General features: G+C 60.6%; 17 protein-coding genes and 1 pseudogene. 10 read left to right on the top strand and 8 right to left on the bottom strand.

The annotated features are described in order from the left end of the window. Positions 1-22: 22 nt before the first annotated feature. Positions 23-1,615, top strand: a complete 1,593-nt coding sequence (gene lnt / locus DES41_RS25890; RefSeq protein WP_211333093.1) for an apolipoprotein N-acyltransferase — start codon at positions 23-25, stop codon at positions 1,613-1,615. A 192-nt stretch (positions 1,616-1,807) separates the two neighbouring features. Here lnt and DES41_RS25885 read toward each other — a convergent pair whose 3' ends face one another. The 8 genes and pseudogenes from DES41_RS25885 to DES41_RS25850 all read right to left on the bottom strand — a co-directional run bounded on the left by DES41_RS25885 (position 1,808) and on the right by DES41_RS25850 (position 9,265). Further along, positions 1,808-3,160 carry an ATP-binding protein gene (locus DES41_RS25885; protein WP_114470505.1) on the bottom strand — a complete coding sequence of 451 codons (1,353 nt, stop codon included), beginning with the start codon at positions 3,158-3,160 and terminating at the stop codon, positions 1,808-1,810. Further along, on the bottom strand, positions 3,157-3,825 hold the full coding sequence (locus DES41_RS25880; protein ID WP_114470504.1) for a response regulator: 669 nt from the start codon (positions 3,823-3,825) through the stop codon (positions 3,157-3,159). The genes DES41_RS25885 and DES41_RS25880 overlap by 4 nt, the downstream gene beginning before the upstream one ends. Before the next feature lie 368 nt (positions 3,826-4,193). Further along, positions 4,194-4,379: pseudogene (locus DES41_RS39275) on the bottom strand (MFS transporter); the annotation flags it as partial. A gap of 40 nt (positions 4,380-4,419) precedes the next feature. Then, positions 4,420-5,403 (bottom strand): alpha/beta hydrolase, encoded by a 984-nt coding sequence (locus DES41_RS25870; RefSeq protein ID WP_114470503.1) that lies wholly within the window; start codon positions 5,401-5,403, stop codon positions 4,420-4,422. A 299-nt stretch (positions 5,404-5,702) separates the two neighbouring features. Further along, positions 5,703-6,101, bottom strand: a complete 399-nt coding sequence (locus tag DES41_RS25865) for a DUF6632 domain-containing protein (protein WP_245965872.1) — start codon at positions 6,099-6,101, stop codon at positions 5,703-5,705. A 203-nt stretch (positions 6,102-6,304) separates the two neighbouring features. Continuing rightward, the gene (locus DES41_RS25860) at positions 6,305-7,744 is read right to left on the bottom strand and encodes a coniferyl aldehyde dehydrogenase (protein WP_114470501.1); all 1,440 of its coding nucleotides are present in this window, start codon (positions 7,742-7,744) and stop codon (positions 6,305-6,307) included. Between the two features lie 170 nt (positions 7,745-7,914). Next, the gene (locus DES41_RS25855) at positions 7,915-8,598 is read right to left on the bottom strand and encodes a DsbA family oxidoreductase (RefSeq protein ID WP_114470500.1); all 684 of its coding nucleotides are present in this window, start codon (positions 8,596-8,598) and stop codon (positions 7,915-7,917) included. 103 nt (positions 8,599-8,701) lie between these two features. Next, positions 8,702-9,265 (bottom strand): TetR/AcrR family transcriptional regulator, encoded by a 564-nt coding sequence (locus DES41_RS25850; RefSeq protein ID WP_114470499.1) that lies wholly within the window; start codon positions 9,263-9,265, stop codon positions 8,702-8,704. A 184-nt stretch (positions 9,266-9,449) separates the two neighbouring features. Between DES41_RS25850 and DES41_RS25845 the strand changes: the two genes are divergently transcribed. The 9 genes from DES41_RS25845 (at position 9,450) to DES41_RS25805 (ending at position 18,196) form a co-directional block, all read left to right on the top strand. After that, on the top strand, positions 9,450-9,911 hold the full coding sequence (locus tag DES41_RS25845; protein ID WP_114470498.1) for a PaaI family thioesterase: 462 nt from the start codon (positions 9,450-9,452) through the stop codon (positions 9,909-9,911). Between the two features lie 113 nt (positions 9,912-10,024). After that, positions 10,025-10,231 carry a hypothetical protein gene (locus tag DES41_RS39905; protein WP_211333077.1) on the top strand — a complete coding sequence of 69 codons (207 nt, stop codon included), beginning with the start codon at positions 10,025-10,027 and terminating at the stop codon, positions 10,229-10,231. 338 nt (positions 10,232-10,569) lie between these two features. Further along, complete coding sequence (gene dsbD, locus DES41_RS25835; protein WP_114470497.1) at positions 10,570-12,417, top strand: protein-disulfide reductase DsbD; 1,848 nt, start codon at positions 10,570-10,572, stop codon at positions 12,415-12,417. Then, the gene (locus DES41_RS25830; RefSeq protein ID WP_114470496.1) at positions 12,417-13,253 is read left to right on the top strand and encodes a TlpA disulfide reductase family protein; all 837 of its coding nucleotides are present in this window, start codon (positions 12,417-12,419) and stop codon (positions 13,251-13,253) included. The genes dsbD and DES41_RS25830 overlap by 1 nt, the downstream gene beginning before the upstream one ends. Positions 13,254-13,255: 2 nt before the next feature. Next, positions 13,256-14,029 (top strand): thiol:disulfide interchange protein DsbG, encoded by a 774-nt coding sequence (dsbG, locus tag DES41_RS25825; RefSeq protein WP_114470495.1) that lies wholly within the window; start codon positions 13,256-13,258, stop codon positions 14,027-14,029. A gap of 90 nt (positions 14,030-14,119) precedes the next feature. Then, the gene (locus DES41_RS25820; RefSeq protein ID WP_114470494.1) at positions 14,120-14,926 is read left to right on the top strand and encodes a sulfite exporter TauE/SafE family protein; all 807 of its coding nucleotides are present in this window, start codon (positions 14,120-14,122) and stop codon (positions 14,924-14,926) included. A gap of 38 nt (positions 14,927-14,964) precedes the next feature. Further along, positions 14,965-16,332: a dihydrolipoyl dehydrogenase gene (locus tag DES41_RS25815; RefSeq protein ID WP_114470493.1), complete on the top strand. Its 1,368-nt coding sequence runs from the start codon at positions 14,965-14,967 to the stop codon at positions 16,330-16,332. 35 nt (positions 16,333-16,367) lie between these two features. Further along, positions 16,368-16,691, top strand: coding sequence for a DsrE family protein (locus DES41_RS25810; RefSeq protein ID WP_114470492.1), 324 nt, complete (start codon positions 16,368-16,370; stop codon positions 16,689-16,691). Between the two features lie 758 nt (positions 16,692-17,449). Further along, a complete protein-coding gene (locus tag DES41_RS25805; RefSeq protein WP_114470491.1) occupies positions 17,450-18,196 on the top strand; it encodes a hypothetical protein in 747 nt (248 codons plus the stop codon). Positions 18,197-18,235: the final 39 nt, after the last annotated feature.

Below are 18,235 nucleotides of genomic sequence, written 5' to 3'. Positions count from 1 at the left end.
TTGGAATGCTCAGGCCGTGAGCATGCTCGTGAGGTGGCGAAATGCCATAGCCTTGGCGCTCGCCGGTAGCGCACATGCGTTAACGTTCGCCTCGGATCCGTTGCCTCAGTGGTCGCTTCCCGTCGTTCAAATTCTCGCGCTGGCGGTGCTGGCCCGCGCCAGCTTCGCTGCCGAGCGCGGCAGGCAGGCATTCCTTCGTGGATGGGGCTTCGGCTTCGTCTATTTTGCTGTTGGCCTGTACTGGCTGTTCATCAGCGTCCATGACTACGGTGGTTTGTCCGCTCCACTGGCCGGTGCGAGCGTCGTGGCGCTGTCTGCCTTTCTCGCGCTGTTTCCTGGTCTTGCCTGTGCGATCAGCAAGTGGCTACAGTCTCGCATTCGGCCGGGAGCGGCATTGCCACAAGTGCTGGCCTGGTCGGCTGCTTGGGCAGCCTCGGAGTGGCTGCGCAGCGTGCTGTTCTCGGGCTTCCCGTGGCTGAACATTGGCTACGCCCATGTAGACAGCCCGTTGGTCGGCTGGGCGCCGTTGCTAGGCGTGCATGGCGTCGCGCTGCTCGCAGCGTACGCCTCGGGGACAGTGGCGTTCCTGTCGCGTCCGGTCGCGGCTTCTATACGTTCGCACATATCCTTGCTGGTGACGGTTCTGATCCTGATCGCAATGGGATGGACACTGGCTCGCATCGATTGGTCGACGGCCGAAGGCGAACCACTGAATCTAAGGCTGGTGCAGGGCAATGTCGATCAATCGCAGAAGTTCGATCCCACTCTGCTCGAAGACGGCATCATCAGTCATTTGCGGCTGGCTGCACAGCCACCGGGTCCCAGGGAGCCACATCCGGATCTGATCGTACTGCCAGAGACTGTCATGCCTGTTTTCCAGGATCAGCTCGACTCGACTATCTGGAAAACATGGCTTGACGTAGCGGCGAACCAGCGCAGTGTGATTGCGATGGGCGTACCTTTGCATAGCATTGCTGCCGACGGAAGCTCGCGCTACACCAACAGCGCCATCGGCTTCGACGCCCGCACGCCTTTGCAGCAGCTTGTCGAGGCATCCCTGCCGCTACGCTACGACAAGCACCACCTTGTTCCCTGGGGCGAGTATGTACCGGCGGGGTTCGCGTGGTTTACGCGAATGCTGGATATGCCGCTGGGCGACTTCGATCGTGGCGCCCCAGTCCAGATGCCGTTTTCGGTGAGTGACCAGCATTTGGCGTTTAATATCTGCTACGAGGATGTTTTCGGTTCTGAGCTACTCCCGTCGCTCCTGCCGAACCCCGGCGGCGGACCCGGTGCGAGCATTCTCGTGAACTTGAGTAATCTCGCTTGGTTCGGCAAGACTTGGGCGCTTCGCCAGCATCTGCAGATCGGGCGGTTGCGCAGCATCGAGACCGCTCGGCCCATGTTGACCTCCACAAATACAGGCATCACGGCCTCGATCGATCCAAAGGGACGGATCGCTGCAGCTCTCCCGCCCCATATACCGGGCGTATTGTCCGTTACCGTACAAGGCATGAGCGGCCTAACGCCGTATGTTCGTTATGGAGACCAGCCCGTCCTATTGCTTATAGGGATAGTGCTGGCTGGTCTCGTACGGCGTTCGTCACCACTGTAGTCGCAAGAGCGGCAGCCGCACGAGCATTGCCATGCGGCTGGTCCCTGCGGATGGTTACTCCCATGTCAAGCGATGGATGGTGGATCGAACGAAGGCGAACCACATCAGCGTGGATCCGTCCATCAGCCGTATCAGCGCTATCCATAGCATGGCGCAAGTTTATGGTTCTGAATGCAAATTACGCCCCGCAGACTAAACTTGGCTTTTCTTAGGAACAGTGTCAGTTGGCACGAAAAATTTCGCAACCAGGCCTCCCCCTTCCCGGGGTTCGAGATTCAGTACCCCGCCAAATCTCTCCGCAATAGCCCGTACAATCGAAATACCTAAGCCCGCCCCGTCCTTGCTTTTCCGGCCCTGATCGCCGCGCCAGAAACGTTGGCCAATCTGGGATGCCTGCTCGGCAGTCAGCCCGGGGCCACGGTCCGATACGGTAATCAAACACCGCTGTGCGCTCGGATCCAGGAACACCCCGACTTCGATCGCAGCATCTCGCGGCGAGTAGCGTATTGCGTTGTCAACCAAATTGCGAACCGCCGTCTCCAGCATCGACTTGGGCACCGGAGTTCCGATGTCCTCGCCGCTAATGTTCAACGACAAGCGTTCACTTTGTTCAGGTTTCCACAGGTCCAGCACGCTGCCGATGGAAGCGATCACAGAGGTGCAACCATCCGCCTTGTCGGCGGACGCCTCGGCGCGGGCGAGTATCATCATCTGGTCCAAGGTGCGCCTCAGTCGTTTTACGCCTTCCTCTGCACTGGAAAGAGAGGACGCCACTTCGTCGCCTTCACTAATTCGGGCTACCTGCAGATGCGTATCGATTACGGTCAACGGCGTCCGCAACTCGTGCGCTGCGGCATCGGTAAATGCCCGCTGGCTGGCGAGTGTCCGTGCCAAGCGCTTGAGCAGCCCATTCATGGCGTCCAGAACCGGACGCAGTTCCGAGGGCGAATGGTTGACGGCGATTGGGGAGGTGTCGTCCGCGTGTTTGTCACGCAATTGCTGCGACAGAGTCTCCAGCGGAGCCAGTCCCCGGCCGATGCCGATCCAAAGAGCAGCCAGGCCGCCAAGAAAAGCAATCAGGAATGGCACGCCAGCCACACTCAGCAATTCATCGATCAGCATATCCCGCTGATCCACGCGATCCGCCGTCGTGATCTGGTAGCCATTGGCACGGAGAACGTAGACTCTCCATTGATGTCCCAAAACATCCTGCGTGCTGAGGCCGGCTGGCAGTGACTCGAATTCTGAGTGAGGTCCAGTGTTTGTTCGTGCCAGGATTTCTCCTTGCAAGGATCGGATTTCGCAGGCGATACCCTCCTTACCACTGACGCGCACCGCCTCGGTGAAGTCGGTGGCCGCCGAATTCGGAGCCAGCGCTGCGCGCTCAAGAAGCCCCGACACCATGCGTGCCGACATGGCAAGGCGGCCGTCGAGGGTTCGATCGAGATTGGAATGAACGCCGCGCATCATCCAGCCGGCGGCAGCACCCCATAGAACCAACAGCGAAATACCAGCGATCAGAACGGCGCGAAGGCGCAGGCTCATGATGCAAGCCTCCAGCCCAGCCGATAGCCGAGCCCACGGACCGTCTGGATGGCTTCAGCGCCGAGCTTGCGGCGGATGTTGTGGATATGCACGTTGAGCGCATTGCTGCCGATTTCTTCCCCCAGACCGTATAAGCGCTCGTTGAGCATGTCAGGCGGGACCCACCTGCCATCGGCGCTGGCGAGCTGGGCCAGCAGATCGACCTCGCGGCGCGACAAGGTGACGGACGCGCCCTGGAACCAGGCCAGCCCGCTCTCCGGCTCCAATCGAAGGGGGCCGGCCGAGATGACCTGGGCCGCACGGCCTTGCGTGCGCCTGACCAGCGCGTGCAACCGAGCTGCAAGTTCACGCAGATCGAACGGTTTGACCATGTAGTCGTCAGCGCCTTCATGCAGCCCCTTGAGCTTGTGTTCGATGGCATCCCGTGCAGTGAGGATCAAAACCGGCAGCTGAGGCTCGACGGTTCGCACGCTTCCTAGCAGGTCCAGGCCATCACGGTCGGGCAGACCGAGATCGAGTACCAAGGCATGGAAGGTCTCTTCCGCATGCGCAGCGTCTGCTTCCTCTGCCGAACTGACGTGGTGGACGATGATGCCGTGCTTGCGCAAACCGGCCACAATGCCCTTGCCGATCAGTTCGTCGTCCTCCACCAGTAGCACCCGCATTTTCGCTCCATCTCGTTCGTCCCAACGATCATGTTAGGCCAGAAATCCGTCTCGCGTCAGCGAACGAAGATGACCTCGTGGCGCTTAGTTTCGCTTAATCGGGCCGATGCATCATCTGGCAGCTTTGCCTGGAGGATTCCGATCTAGCTGCTCATCGGCGCGTAGTTGCGGCGGAGGATTCAACTTTCGATCACGAGGCCCAGGGCTGTGAAGTGACCCGCGCCCCCCCCATGTGCAGGGGCGCCAGATAAGCCACCGCTTTCTGCGTGAGTTGCCGGTCACTGGCCGTCATCACGAGCCCCTCATGGTCTCAATGCATCGCACTTGAAACCGAGCTGATCCATACGCTCCGCTGGACCCAGACGGCGTCATGGCGCGACCGACAGCCGGCGTTGGCGCCAGGCCAGCCAGCCCAGCATGGTCAGCACGCCCGCGATGAGCGGCAGCATCAGGCTGTTGATGGTTTCTCAGTCTGAGGTGTTCAGCAGCCGGCCCGCCCCGAAAGAGGCTACGGCCACGGTGCCGAACACCAGGAAATCGTTGAGCGCTTGCACCACCGACCCTGGCCGTATATGCGGCCAGGGTCGGCAGGCGCTAAGACCGGGCCGTTGCCAGATCCAGATGCACGCTCAGGAAGGCTGCAGCCTGCTCCATAGCTGTCTGCGCTGCCGGCAGCACGCCGGCCATTTCGATGAAGCCATGGATCATGCCCGGGTATTCGATGTACTCCACGGGCACGCCGGCCTCACTCAGCGCATCCCTGTACAGTCGGCCGTCATCCAGGAGGATGTCGCACTCCCCGGTCACGATCAGGGCCGGCGGCAGTCCGTGCAGGTCAGACGCAAGCCGTGGCGACACGCGCGGATCGCGGGTGTCGAAACCATTGGCAAGGAACGGGATGACCATGGCCCGCATCGCTTCCAGAGTCAGCGGCGGCACCGCGCCATTCTTGCGCCGCGAGTCGAATGCATCCCCGGCAGGACTCACGTCGGTGCACGGATAGATCAGCACCTGGGCGCGTAGTGACACCTCGCTGCCACGCAACTGCTGACAGACCACCGCCGCCAGGCTGCCGCCGGCACTGTCGCCAGCAATGGCCAGCCGGCTGGCATCCAGTCCCAGCGTCGTGGCCTGCGCCGCGACCCAGCGCACCGCGGCCACCGCGTCGTCCGGCGCTGCTGGTGCCGGGTGCTCGGGAGCGAGTCGATAGTCCACCGCAACCACCGCGCACCCGGTCGTGTTGACCAGCCGTCGGCAAACCTTGTCGTGGGTGTCCAGACCGCCCAGCGACCAGCCGCCGCCATGCAGGTAGATCGTGGTGGGATAGGGCGCGACGCCTGTCTTGGGTACATAGAGCCGCAAGGGAATCGGGCCGCCCGGTCCGGTGGCATGCAAGTCCCATGTTTCTCCAACTGGTATGGGCTCATCGCCCAGGAGCGCGCCCACCTGCAGGTAGGCCATGCGCATTTCGGTGATGGGCAATGACTCCAGCGCCGGTGCCCCGGAGGCCGCCATGTCGGTCAGCACCGCCAGGACGTCCGGGGCCAATCGGGTTGGGTCGAAAGGATCTGCTTGCATGGAAATCTCCAAAAATGCGGCGCAAAATCGCGCGAGGGTCAATCGATGAGCATCAGCGCATCCAGCACCGCCACGTCCAGGCCCTGGGGCGGGGCCAGAATTGTCCCGCTTGACCGGGAAGAGGGGGATCGAGTACCGCCCAATGTCGATCGGAAAGGTCGTGTCGGCGAAAGAACTCTGTCATGAAAGTTGCGGCTGGTGGATCCTATAAGCAAACTGGTCCGTGTTAATGGTCAAGCTGCTCGGGTCCCCCGGCGTCATCTCCACGGCCCGTTGACTCGCCGGACAATCAAGAGGAATCAACCAGGACGCCCGTCTTCGCTCCCCTCAGCCGTTACGCCGCCGGTGTAGGTCAACGCACCCAGCACGATCGCGACGAGCAACAATGCAGGCACGTCACCCAGCATATGGCCCATATGCGAACCTGGGCCGAAGGATTGGACCGCCATGATCAAGCCGTGCACAACACTGGACCAAATCGTAAAGTCAATCAGCGACCGATGCGCCATCGGATTGCGTGAAGCGCGGATCAACAACACTCCCAGAGTTGCGTAAATGCCCACAATCATCATGAAGTAGTGAGAAGAGGCTGGCGGCCCTACGTGCCACAGCCATCCCGATGGCCATACAACCGCGATCGGATAAACCAAGCAAAATATGGATCCGAAAACCAGCAGAGCGATCTTCAGAAGATTCAAACGAGATATCGACACTTTTGTTCTCCGGTAGCTGATCGTAGTACCTGATTCGCACGTCCTTCAGCGAGGAACGGAAAACCCCGTAGAAAGAGCCACCGTTTGTGGGAGGGGCTTCAGCCCAGACGGACTTTCGCGGCCGGCCGTCGGAGCTGAGGCCCTCCCACAGGGGGAAGAGCTGAAAAATTTGTGCTAATCAGATCGTACTAAGCGTCAATCATTCCGTTCAACGTAGCTTCTAGCTCTGTCGAATAGGGCGCCCGCATCAGCAGATTGGACTCCCCGCCTGCGCTTTGCAGCAGCACGGGCTTGGCGTTACTAAACGCACGGAACCCGTACTCGCCGTGGTAGTGCCCCATGCCCGATGCGCCGACGCCCCCGAAGGGCAACGCGTCGATGAGCACATGCGTCGCTGCATCGTTCACAATCAAGGCACCTGATGAGGTCAGCGCGTCGACTTTCGCGCGCTCACTTTCATCTTCGCTGAAGTGATAGATAGCGAGCGGGTGAGGACGCTTGTTGATGTAGGCGATGGCCTCGTCGAGAGTCTGACACGCGATGACCGGCAGGACCGGGCCAAAAATTTCTTCCTGAGTCACGCGCATTGAATCGGTGGCACCGACGACCAGCGTGGGCGGCATTTTGTGGAGGCCAACGTCTGACAAATCTTCGCCTGCCGGCGAGAGATTTGCGATTTTTGCCCCCTTGCTGCGTGCGTCTTCTACGAGCGCCACTTGGCGCTCGAAACCGCGAACATTCAACATTGCGGTGTAGTCGGGGTTATCGCGCATCGTTGGATACATTTGTGCGATGGTGGCCTTCGCCTGTCCGACGAATTCATCGACACGACTCGCATGGATCAACACATAGTCGGGGGACAGACAAATCTGGCCGGCGTTGAACGTCTTCATCGTGAGGATACGTTCGGCGACGCAGCGCAGGTCGGCGTCGTGTCCCACGACGACCGGAGACTTGCCACCCAACTCCAACGTGACCGGAACCAGATTTTCCGACGCCGCGCGCATCACATGATGAGCTACTTGTGTGCTGCCGGTGAAAATAAGGTGGTCAAACGGCTGGGCGCTGAACGCCGCCGCGGTTTCCGGGCCGCCCTTTACCGTCGTCAGCTCGTCGCTGTCGAAGTACCGAGAGATGAGATCAGCTACCACCTCCGACGTTTGCGGCGTCAGTTCAGACGGTTTGATGATGGCCCGATTGCCGGCGGCGAATGCGGAAGCCAATGGCCCAATTGCCAGATGGACTGGGAAATTCCACGGGCTGATGATGCCCACTACGCCGAGAGGCTGATATTCGACCCATGCCTTCACGCCTGGGAACGGCTCGATTTGTGTGGGCGCCTTCATCCAGGCTTCGAGATGCTCAAGGTTGTAGCGCAGTGACTCGATGGGAGCAAGAATATCCGCGACCAGTGTCTGATGCCGGCTTCTGGTGCCATAGTCGGCGTTCACGGCGTCGATGAGCGTTTCCCGATGAGTGCGCAGCATGTCGATCGAGCGTTTGATACGATCCTTGCGAACCCCAATCGAAGGTGGCCCCGACCTGAGTTGCGCCTGCTTCATGACCTGGACTTGACTTCCGATCTGTTCAGCGGTCGGATCGGGAGGAAGTATGAAATTCGTCGCCATTGCATTTTTTCCTTACTGTGGATGTCTTCTCAAACACATGCGCGTCGGTGCCAGGCGGCATCTCACGCAACCGTAAACCCATTCCCATCTAATTACGCGTGTTGACGCGCGATGCCGAAGGGCACCGCTTGACCTCAGTCGACTGCTACGACAAGAGTTGCAGTGGTGAATTATCGGGAACAGCCATCAATGCCGCAGCTCTCGCCTTCGCCGGCACCGGTCATCTCTTCGGGCGCCTGGCGCGCAGCATCCAGAATGGCTCGCTCGAAGACGCCGACCTCTCGCGCTCCGGACACATAAACGCTGCCGTTGAACAGGAACAAAGGCACACCATTGGCAACGCGATTTGCCTCGGTCTCGTCGCGTCGAATTTTGGCAAAGATAAGAACGCATTCAAGGTCGAATGACGTGTCGGTAACGCCAACTTCGTTGGCCAACGAAATCAGCACATCCCGATCGAAAATATCGAGTCCGTCGGTGGTGGCAGCCTTGTACAGACGCTCCATCAGCCGCTCAGCGATCAGTGGCTCGTTAATGTGCTTGATCAGCGCGTGCGCTTGCGTCGTGTCTCCAAAACGCATGGTGTCGAAGTTGTAGACGAGGCCTTCCGCAAGCCCATTGGCACTGACCGCCGCCATCATCTGATCCGCGGCCGCGGCGCCGCCAAGTTTCTGGTGCAGGATGCTCTTGTAGTCCATCGGAAGCACGCCCCTTCCAAGGCGATAGGCTCGGTTGGTCACCACGACCTGAACCTGCCCGGCCAGCGACGCAACCGCTTTGTCAAAGCGCTTCTTTGCAATCCAGCACCACGGACATACAAAGTCGGACCACACTTCCACGTTCACTGTTTTCATCAGTATCTCCGTCGGATCATCCCACCCTACCATGCAGTAGGTAGGTTTTCGGGTTAAAAAAAGGGGCTGCATCTATCCCCTTCTGGAGGTGAACACAGTATTCTCAAGCATGTTGGGCGATCACTTGAATGACACTTGGGTTCAGCGGCGCTTTTCCCTTGGTGGCCCAGTTAATGAAGCAGGAACCTTCCAGAAGGCTCAGCAGCAAAAAAGCCTTATCTTTGGCTCCGCTGCCCTCGGTAATTTCCCCAAGATCGATGCCCTCGCTCAGTATCCTGGTCAGCCAAGTCAACTGCATGTCAAAGAACTGATGCGTCAGCTGTTGCAGCTTCGGCGGCAATACAGCCCTCTCGGCGGCAAGCGCGCCGCAAAGAGGCAGTAGACCACCATCGGCACTGGACCTGAAAATCTGAAAAAAGCTCTCCAGACGGCCGATGACGTGGCGATGCTGAATGTGGATTCGTTCGAGCTCGATGCGTAGGCGGACAAGATAGGCCTCGACGATCACTTGCCCCAAGTCTTCCTTGGTCGGGAAATGATGATGGATGCTTGCTTTGCGAATGCCTACCGCTTCGGCGAGATCAGCGTAGCTGAACGCGGTATAGCCTCGGGTACGCATCAGGGTTTCGGCAGTTTGAAGCAGAGCCTCGCGTGTGCCGGCGGCCATATCTTTCCCTCGTTTATAATTGCACTTCTTGCAATACTACCTACCCATAGGTAGGCTGTCAACAGCTCAAGCGCGGTGCGACAACGATGGTCGCCGTAATGATCACATGGTCACCATAGGCGGCCCCAAAAAACTGGAACAACCGTCGAGCTTCAGGCCTCTTACTACCCAACCCAGGATCGATATGCACGCTATCCAGGACCATTACCCCGCCGAATTCGCGCACTGTTACGGCTGCGGATCGGCCAACCCGCATGGGCTTCACCTCAAAAGCTTCATTGAAGGCGAGCGAACCCATGCGCGCTTTACGCCGGCGGCGATGTACAGCGGTGGCTACCCAGGCAATGTCTATGGCGGCCTGCTGGCTTCGCTGCTGGACTGCCATGGTACCGCCACTGCGGCGGCCTTTGCGTACCGGGCACAGGGCCGCGCCTTGGGCGACGGTGGCGCACCCATCCGCTTTGTCACCGGCTCACTGAAAGTGGACTACAAGCGGCCCACCCCGCTGGGCATTGAACTGCTCATCGAGGGTACGCTGCGCTCACTGGAAGGCCGAAAGGCCGTCATCGATCTGACGCTGAGCGCAGATGGTGAGGTATGTGTCACGGGCGAGATGCTGGCGGTGCAGTTCGTGGCGAAGGCTTGACGTCAGAAAAAACGTGCTTCCAGCCGTCACCGCGCGCGCTGCCTCCATCGAATAGGACGATTTCGTCGCCGTCAATATCGGTGTCTTTAAGGTCGGCACTGTCGATATGATGCATGAGGGTGCCGCTGACGCGTGAACACCTGCATCTGGCCGATGGTGTCCTCCTGGCTCATGGCGCTGACGAAGGCTCCAAGTTGATTCTCGAAGTCGGACACGAGCGAGGTGTGGTTGGGGAACATGAGATTGACGGCGGCGCAGAAATGCCAGCTCTTTCGTTGGGGCAACGGCAGGAACCCGCGCCAGCATGGGTTGGCTTCTGACGTCCCGTTGAATGTGGCATCGCGACTCAGAGAGAGCGTTTCTCTACCCAGTACAAAATGGAATTCGCGCATCGCCAGTGGACGCGAGTAGCGTGAGACCGGACTGACGACAATACCCTGCGCACGGCCCGCCGGGGACACTCGACATGTCGCTAGGCGGCGTTCTGACGGAGGACTCCCCAAAGATGCTCCAGCGAGTGCTCTCGATCATTTTGCTTCGACTAATAGCTTATGTTGAAGCCGTCTCCCGTCAGCGAACGAACATGCCATCGCGGCACTTTAGTCTCGCTTAATCGAGTCAGTGCATCATCCAGGCGGCTTTGCTTGGAGGATTCGATTTGGCTTTTTATCGACGCGCACTTGCAGTCCTTTTACTTTATTGTTTGGCGATTGGCAGTGCGTGGGCGGATGGCCTTCTTCCCGCCTGGGGCAATAGTGATCGGCAATTCCTGGATGCTGCTGAAGTCTTCAAGCTGGAGCCTGTCGAGCAGCAGGGTGATTCATTCTCGGCCGCGGGGCGTGTTGCCGATGGCTACTACGTCTATCGCCACGCCGTCAAATTGGTCAACGCGCAAGGCCATGAGGTCAGCCTAACCCTGCCGGCAGGAACGGCCAAACACGATGAGTTCTTTGGCGACACGGAAATCTATACGGGCGACGCGCTCAATCTGCGCTTTCCCGCCGCTGCCCCCGGCCCGCTGACACTGCACTGGCAAGGGTGCGCGGAAGCAGGTATCTGCTATCCGCCGCAGACCATGAATGTGGCATTGCCGGCAGTGGCGGCAGTGGCGGCCGGAGCATCCCCGGCCAGCGATGACTCGGTACAGGCGAGTTCGGCCGCGGCACCCACCACTACAGGCAGCGTGGGCGGCGCTGCCGAGATGGCCGAGGATCAAGTAGCAGCGCAGCGGCTTGCAGCGCTAGGTCCCGTATGGGGAACGCTGCTGTTCTTCGGCTTCGGGTTGCTGCTGGCTTTCACACCATGCTCGCTACCGATGATCCCCATCGTCTCCACGATGGTCGTAGGCAGCCAGGCCAAGCCGCGGCGGGCTTTATTCCTTTCTCTGTCCTATGTCCTGGCGATGGCGGGTACCTACGCAGCGGTGGGCGTGGCCGCTGGCTTGGCCGGCGCCAACTTGCAGGCCACACTGCAGTCGCCTTGGCTGCTGGGCGCGTTTGCAGCCTTGTTCCTGGTCCTGGCGAGTTCACTGTTCGGCCTGTTCGAGCTGCAGATCCCCTCGGCGCTGATGAATCGGGTTGGATCCGCCAGCAGAGATCAATCGGGCGGGAGCATCACGGGCGCGGCGGTGCTGGGCTTCCTCTCGGCGCTTCTGGTCGGGCCTTGCATGACCGCGCCATTGGCAGGCGCATTGCTGTACATCGGGCAGACCGGCAGCGCGGTCTACGGCGGAATGGCTTTGTTCGCGCTGGGTTTGGGCATGGGACTGCCCCTGCTGGCCATTGCCGTGTTCGGTGCCCGGGTTCTGCCGCGGCCTGGCGCGTGGATGGACCGCGTGCGCGTGGCTTTCGGCTATGTCATGGTGGGCATGGCCGTGATGATGCTCTCACGCTTCCTGCCCGGCACGGTCAGCCTGGTTCTGTGGGGAGCGTGGGTCTTGTCGGTGGCGATTGGCCTGATCGCGTGGGGACAGGCCGTGGCAGCGAAGCATCGGCTGGCATGGACGCTGCGGTCCGGCGCAATCTTCGCTGGCTTGTGGTCCGTCCTGATGCTGGTCGGCGCGGCCTCTGGCGGCGAATCGGCATTGCAGCCGCTGGCACACCTGCGCGGTGAATCGACTTCGACAGCACCGGCTGCGGCCGGTGTCGCTTACGTGCAGGCGAAATCGGTCGAGGACGTCGATGCGCATTTGGCGCAGGCCGCTTCGCGTGGCCAATGGACGCTGATCGACTTCTACGCCGACTGGTGCGTCAGTTGTCATGTGATCGAACGAAACGTATTCGGCGACCCCACCGTCGCGTCCCGACTGGCCCGGATGCAGGTCGTGCGACCGGACGTAACGCGCAATGACGCGACCGACCAGGCCCTGCTCAAGCGCTGGGGTGTCATGGGGCCGCCCACGCTCATTCTGGTCGGCCCGGACGGCACGGAACGCCGGGATCTGCGCGTAATTGGCGAGATCGACGCCCGCGCCTTCTTGGAGCGTTTGGACAAGGCAGGTTCCTGATGATCAGCATAGGTCCATTCTCCGTCCGTCTCGTTGCCGTCTTCTTAGCCGTCTTGCTGGCCTGGGCGGTAGCGCGCATGGTTGCCAAGCGCTTGCCCGACTCGCCGTACAAGGCGGCCAGTGGAATGCTGCTGGACGCAATGTTTGTGGGGTTTGTGGCGGCTCGCATCGGCTACATCGCGCAATGGTGGGACGAGTACGCGCAGTCGCCCATGTCCATGATTTTCATCGGCGACCAAGGTTTCTCCTGGTGGGTCGGTGTGCTGGCAGCGCTGGCGTTCGTCTGGTGGCGCACCCGTTCAATCCGGGCATTGCGCCGCCCTGTCCTGGTGGGAGTTACAGCCGGACTTTTGGCCTGGTTTGCCGCAGGTGGCGTGCTTGATCTGTTGCAGCGCTCCGCGCCGCCATTGCCGGCCTTGACACTCGCCACGCTCGACGAAAAACCTGTCGTCCTGAATTCCTATACCGGGCGGCCAGTCGTGCTCAACCTCTGGGCTTCGTGGTGTCCACCATGCCGTCGAGAGATGCCGGTGTTCGAGCAGGCGCAAGTGCAGTATCCCGATATCGCTTTCGTCATGGTCAACCAAGGAGAGAGCGCCCAGCAGGCGCGCGCCTTCCTTGAAACCCAGGGCTTGCAACTCAAGGACGTACTGCTCGACCCGGCCTCCCAGACCATGCAGGCCGTCGCATCGAGAGGCCTGCCCACCACCTTGTTCTTCGATGAGCACGGGCGTCTGGTGGATACACACCTGGGCGAACTCTCGATGGCCAGCCTCAAACACACGGTGTCGCGCCGTTTCGCGCCATCCCAACAGATCAAGACAGATAAGGAGTAACTATGTCTGCACAGCGCTCGCGCATTTCTTTCCTTCTGGCTGCCAGCTTCATGGTGGTCACCGGTTGCAGCCAGGCAGAAACCGCTGAGAAGCCGCCCGTCCTCAAGGTGCTGGAAGGCCAGGGCCTGACCGTCACGCAGGAATTCAAGGTCGGTGGCGGACTGCGCGCCTTCGCCGCAGTCGCAGGTGACCGGCCCATTGCCGTGTACATCACGAGCGATGGCAATGCCATCGTGGGAACTCGCCTGAACGCCAAGGGCGAGCCGATGGACGAAGCGGACCTGGAAAAGCTGGCCGCCAAGCCGGTCAGCGACAAGGAATGGTCGCAGCTCCAATCGTCTACCTGGGTGTTGGACGGCAAGGCAGACGCCCCGCGCGTCATCTATACCTTCAGCGATGCAAACTGCCCCTATTGCCACACCTTCTGGGAAGCTGCACGTCCCTGGGTGGATTCCGGCAAGGTCCAGTTGCGGCACATTCTGGTAGGGATCATCAAGGATGACAGCCCGGCCAAAGCCGCAGCTATTCTTGGCGCGCCTGACCGGACAGCGGCACTGGTGACGAACGAGCGGCAGTTTGGCCAGGGCGGGATTGCGCCAGCCAAGACCGTGCCTGCCGATGTGCGCAAGATCCTCGATGACAACCTGGCACTCATGATGAACACAGGCTTCCGGGGAACGCCCGGCATCGTTGTCCGCGGCCCCAATGGGGTTCTCAAGAAATATAACGGCATGCCACAAGGGGCTCAATTGGGTGAAGTGTTGGGACCACGCTGAATCAGCCGCAGAGTCGCCGAACTTGATGGCCGCTTCTCGCAGACCGCATCCCAGGCTGCTCACGGGAAATAGTGGAAAGGATCATTCACCATGCTTTTGCTGACGGGTGGACTGCTGGGCCTCATCAGCGGAGCCGTGCTGGGATTGACCGGTGCCGGCGGCGGCATCTTCGCGGTGCCGGCGCTGGTGTTCGGTCTGGGCATGGACATACGTCATGCCGCGCCTGTGGCGCTCCTCGCCGTGGGCGCTGCAGCGGCCCTGGGCGCTTTGCAGGGATTGCGCCAGGGCGTTGTTCGGTATAAGGCAGCGATGATGCTGGCGGCTGCTGGCGCCGTGACGGCTCCGCTGGGCGTGCAGTTTGCCCACTGGCTTTCGCCTCGATGGCTGAACCTGATCTTCGTCGCCATCATGCTCGTGGTGGCCTACCGGATGTTCATGTCCTCACGCGGCAGCCAGACCGAGGACGCTTTGGCCGACGAGCAAGCCCGGATCTGCAAGATCTCCAAGGACACCGGCCGCTTTGTCTGGAACCTGCGAACAGCGACCATGCTGGGAAGCATCGGTGTCATGTCCGGCTTGGCCACGGGCATGTTGGGCGTGGGCGGCGGATTCATCATCGTCCCGGCCCTGGCGCATTTCAGCGAACTGCGCATGCACAGCATCGTTGCGACCTCGCTCATGGTGATTGCGTTGCTGTCCGCCGTGACCGTGTTCATCGCGTGGAGCCACGGCCTGACGCTCACCGCGCCCGCATGGACATTCGTTCTCGCGGCGCTCGTGGGTATGTCGCTTGGCCGCGTTCTGGCGCGGAGGATTCCCTCAAGGTTGCTCCAGCGGATGTTCTCGATCTCCTGCGTGGCCGTGGCGGCCCTCATGCTGATGCGCAATGTTGGCTAAAAATTCGATATTTGGTTGATTGTGGACGGAGATTTTCAATGCAGACAAGGAAAGTAGATATCGCCATCATCGGCGCTGGAACCGCCGGCGTCGCGGCATTTAATACGCTCAAGGCGGCAGGCAAGGAGGTCGTCCTGATCGACCATGGACCGCTGGGGACGACATGCGCGCGTGTAGGCTGCATGCCGTCAAAGGCTGTTTTGCATGCGGGGATGAGGTGGATCACGGCCAAGAAGTTGCCCGCAGGCGCCACGCTCTTGGCGCACGGACCGCAGGCCCTGTGGGCACATGCCCGCCAGACACGCGATGCCCTGGCCGGCGGTGCTGCGGAGCGCATACGCAAGGCGGTCGGAAATAGCCTGATCATGGCCGAGGCGCGCTTTGTCGCGCCAGGCGCCTTGGAAGCTGGCGACCAGCGCATCGAGGCGAAGGCGTTCATCGTAGCCACGGGCTCGCGTCCGGTGATCCCCAAACCGCTCGATGGCGTCGCTTTCCGCATCCTGACCACCGATACCCTGTTCGAGCAGGAGCAACTGCCGCAGGGCTTGGGGATTCTCGGGCTGGGAGCCATCGGCCTGGAACTTGGCTTGGCTCTGACACGCCTAGACGTGCAGGTGATCGGTGCCGACCAACAGGATACGATCGCCGGCATTCAAGATCCTGAGGTGCAGGCCCGGGCGCGTTCGAAATTTGGCGACGAACTGCCCATGTGGCTGGGCGCGCCCGTCGAAGTCACCTTGGCAGGCAACAAGGTGCGCATGCGCACCGACGCGCATGAAGCGCTTGTGGATCGCCTGCTGGTCGTGACCGGCCGCCGACCCAATATCGACGCGCTCGACCTGGAAGCGGCCGGCGTCCCATTGGACAAGGCCGGCCGGCCGAACATCGATCCCGTCACGATGCGGGCATCGGACGCACCGATCTTCTTCGCGGGCGACGTGCAGCCGGATCGCCCGTTGTTGCATGAGTCCGTCGACGAAGGCCAGATGGCAGCCCAGGCCGCCTTGGCGAGCCTGCATGGAGAACAGTGGCAGGGAGCACCGCGTTGCGTGCCGATCACCATCCTGTTCACCGACCCCGACGTCTGCACGGTCGGCATGTCCTACCAGGCCGCAATGCGGAAAGATGCCGTGGTCGGTATTGCGGAAGGAAGTGGCAACGGGCGCTCGAAGATCCTCGGTGCCCAGGACAACCTGCTGCGCATCTACGTGAAACCTGACTCTGGCGCGTTGCTCGGGGCCAGCATGCTGCTGACGCAAGGCGAGCATCTGGCGCACCTGCTCGCCTGGGCGATCCAGGCCAAGCAGACCATCCATGATTTACTGGCGATGCCGTTCTACCACCCCTCCATCGAGGAGATGCTGCAGAGCGCCCTGAAGTCGGCTTCGCAGCAACTCAACCCGTAAACAAATCCCTTTTCCGCTGTCACGCCCAAACCATCATGAGCCAAGACATCCAACACCAAGCATTGAAAGTGATCCTGCATGCGCCGACGCCGGCAGCACTGGAGCGCGCACGCAAGAATGCTGTCAACCTCCTGCGTGATGCCCCCGATACAGACCTGCGCATCGTTCTCAATGCAGAGGCCGTCGAGGCCGCCCTTGACCATGCACATGCCGACATGGACGCCCGCACCTGGGTGTGCCCCACGACCCTGAATCGAATCGGCAGGGAAAACCGGCCACCGCTTCAGGTGATGACCAGTTCGGCCATCATCGAGATCGCTTATATGCTGCGAGCCGGATGGGTCTATATCCGATCCTAACAAAGGTGGAGCGATTTATCGTGCGACTGCGCGGCATTTTGGTGGCTCACGAATCTAATCGATTGGACTGTCATTCCGTCCCGCGACAAAGGACGCAGAACACACTGCGCCTAGAGGCCTGCCCCTGCAACGCCGTTGGCACGCCCAAGTCTCCCTGCGTCAACAATAGCACCAGCATCTAGCGTTGAGACTGCGCTTGATTTGATGCCGTGAGCACCACAGCCAAGACTGTTCGTGATGAAGGACATGCGACGAGCGAGGAAAGATGGAGCGCATGTTCACATCGCCTGGCCGGCCTGGGGACCGAGATGCGACGCGCAACAGCCTCAAACTAGCCACAGCCCATAATCGCTGGATGCTATGTCGATATATCAGGATGTAGAAACATGCATGACATGCGCGAATTACTCAACGCCCATCTGGAGCTAGAGCAACGAACCGCTATCCAGCGCGACTTGTGAAACCGTAGGGATATCAGACCATATCGAATCGGTCTTGATGGGCCTGACGCGTCGCATGATGCTGACGCCGTGAGCGCCATTGTCGAGCGCACCTCTTCCTTGTTGCTAGACGGGCCGGCAACTGGCTGGTACTTGCACACTGAGCAAGACAGGACCACCTGTGGCCGATGCCATGATCTCGTCGCCCACGTTGCAGGGCATCGTCCCAGGCATCAGCCACAGACATAACGACACAACCGCCCTTGGTGGGGCAAGAAAGGAGCCGGTGATGTAGCGCTTCCGAAAGGAGACAAGAAGATGCACACGGAACCACCATTATCAAAGGTTTTCTATCGTCCCATCGAGGCTGCGATACGGTGGGCTGGGTTGTTGCGGTACAAGGCGTTGATCCTCGCCTCGATCGCATCACCGCGGTGCCTGCCGCAGATGTTGGATTGCCCGCGGTGGAACGAGTGTCGGCTGTACTCGGAACGCATCTACGACGGAATCCTAAATGGAGAACTGCCGTACGGGAAAGGCGGCATCACGGCACACGATACTGCATTGATCGACTCGCCTGATCTGACGGTTCGTCACATTGATCTGAAACGCTGGATGCGCACCCACTATCCCGAGCATCGGCCGGGATTCCTGTTCAGCCGTGGCGAGCGCATGGCCCATCCTTTCATCACCCTGGAAACAGGACAGGCGCTCCTGCTGGAACGGCTGGCTCTGCAGGCCGCGCTGGACCATGGCCGGCGTGAGATGCGCGAACTGCAAGCGCAGCACGAAGCCTTGCTTAAGCAGTCCACCGTGCTCCTGGCATCCAAACAGTGCGCGATCAGTGACCGGGCGGAGACCACGTACCTGAACATCATTGGCGGCATGCTGACGTTGATGCTGGGTCAATCTCCATCGGGCGTGCCGTATTCCAGCTTCAAGACGCAGGAGGCCATCGTCACTGCATTGCTTGCCCACTATGGCGGCACCATGGGCATCACAGAGCGAACCTTGAACGGCAAGTTCGCCAATGCCAAGAAGAATGTGCGTAGCGCAGCAGCATGAATCCTTCCATCTTGTATGTGCAGTCGCGGAGATTGCATT

Origin of the sequence: Pseudorhodoferax soli, from assembly GCF_003337555.1 — a bacterium.
In the GTDB taxonomy this organism is placed as follows: Bacteria; Pseudomonadota; Gammaproteobacteria; order Burkholderiales; family Burkholderiaceae_C; genus Pseudorhodoferax; species Pseudorhodoferax soli.
The sequence above is the reverse complement of the archived record's forward strand: the minus strand, read 5'-3'. Positions and strand labels throughout refer to the sequence as shown.

Bases quoted from the DNA above. Each gene is read 5' to 3' on its own strand.
- lnt (WP_211333093.1), top strand. From the start codon at position 23: ATGCTCGTGAGGTGGCGAAATGCCATAGCCTTGGCGCTCGCCGGTAGC.
- DES41_RS25885 (WP_114470505.1), bottom strand. From the start codon at position 3,160: ATGAGCCTGCGCCTTCGCGCCGTTCTGATCGCTGGTATTTCGCTGTTG.
- DES41_RS25880 (WP_114470504.1), bottom strand. From the start codon at position 3,825: ATGCGGGTGCTACTGGTGGAGGACGACGAACTGATCGGCAAGGGCATT.
- DES41_RS25870 (WP_114470503.1), bottom strand. From the start codon at position 5,403: ATGCAAGCAGATCCTTTCGACCCAACCCGATTGGCCCCGGACGTCCTG.
- DES41_RS25860 (WP_114470501.1), bottom strand. From the start codon at position 7,744: ATGGCGACGAATTTCATACTTCCTCCCGATCCGACCGCTGAACAGATC.
- DES41_RS25855 (WP_114470500.1), bottom strand. From the start codon at position 8,598: ATGAAAACAGTGAACGTGGAAGTGTGGTCCGACTTTGTATGTCCGTGG.
- DES41_RS25850 (WP_114470499.1), bottom strand. From the start codon at position 9,265: ATGGCCGCCGGCACACGCGAGGCTCTGCTTCAAACTGCCGAAACCCTG.
- DES41_RS25845 (WP_114470498.1), top strand. From the start codon at position 9,450: ATGCACGCTATCCAGGACCATTACCCCGCCGAATTCGCGCACTGTTAC.
- DES41_RS39905 (WP_211333077.1), top strand. From the start codon at position 10,025: ATGAGGGTGCCGCTGACGCGTGAACACCTGCATCTGGCCGATGGTGTC.
- DES41_RS25830 (WP_114470496.1), top strand. From the start codon at position 12,417: ATGATCAGCATAGGTCCATTCTCCGTCCGTCTCGTTGCCGTCTTCTTA.
- dsbG (WP_114470495.1), top strand. From the start codon at position 13,256: ATGTCTGCACAGCGCTCGCGCATTTCTTTCCTTCTGGCTGCCAGCTTC.
- DES41_RS25820 (WP_114470494.1), top strand. From the start codon at position 14,120: ATGCTTTTGCTGACGGGTGGACTGCTGGGCCTCATCAGCGGAGCCGTG.
- DES41_RS25815 (WP_114470493.1), top strand. From the start codon at position 14,965: ATGCAGACAAGGAAAGTAGATATCGCCATCATCGGCGCTGGAACCGCC.
- DES41_RS25810 (WP_114470492.1), top strand. From the start codon at position 16,368: ATGAGCCAAGACATCCAACACCAAGCATTGAAAGTGATCCTGCATGCG.
- DES41_RS25805 (WP_114470491.1), top strand. From the start codon at position 17,450: ATGCACACGGAACCACCATTATCAAAGGTTTTCTATCGTCCCATCGAG.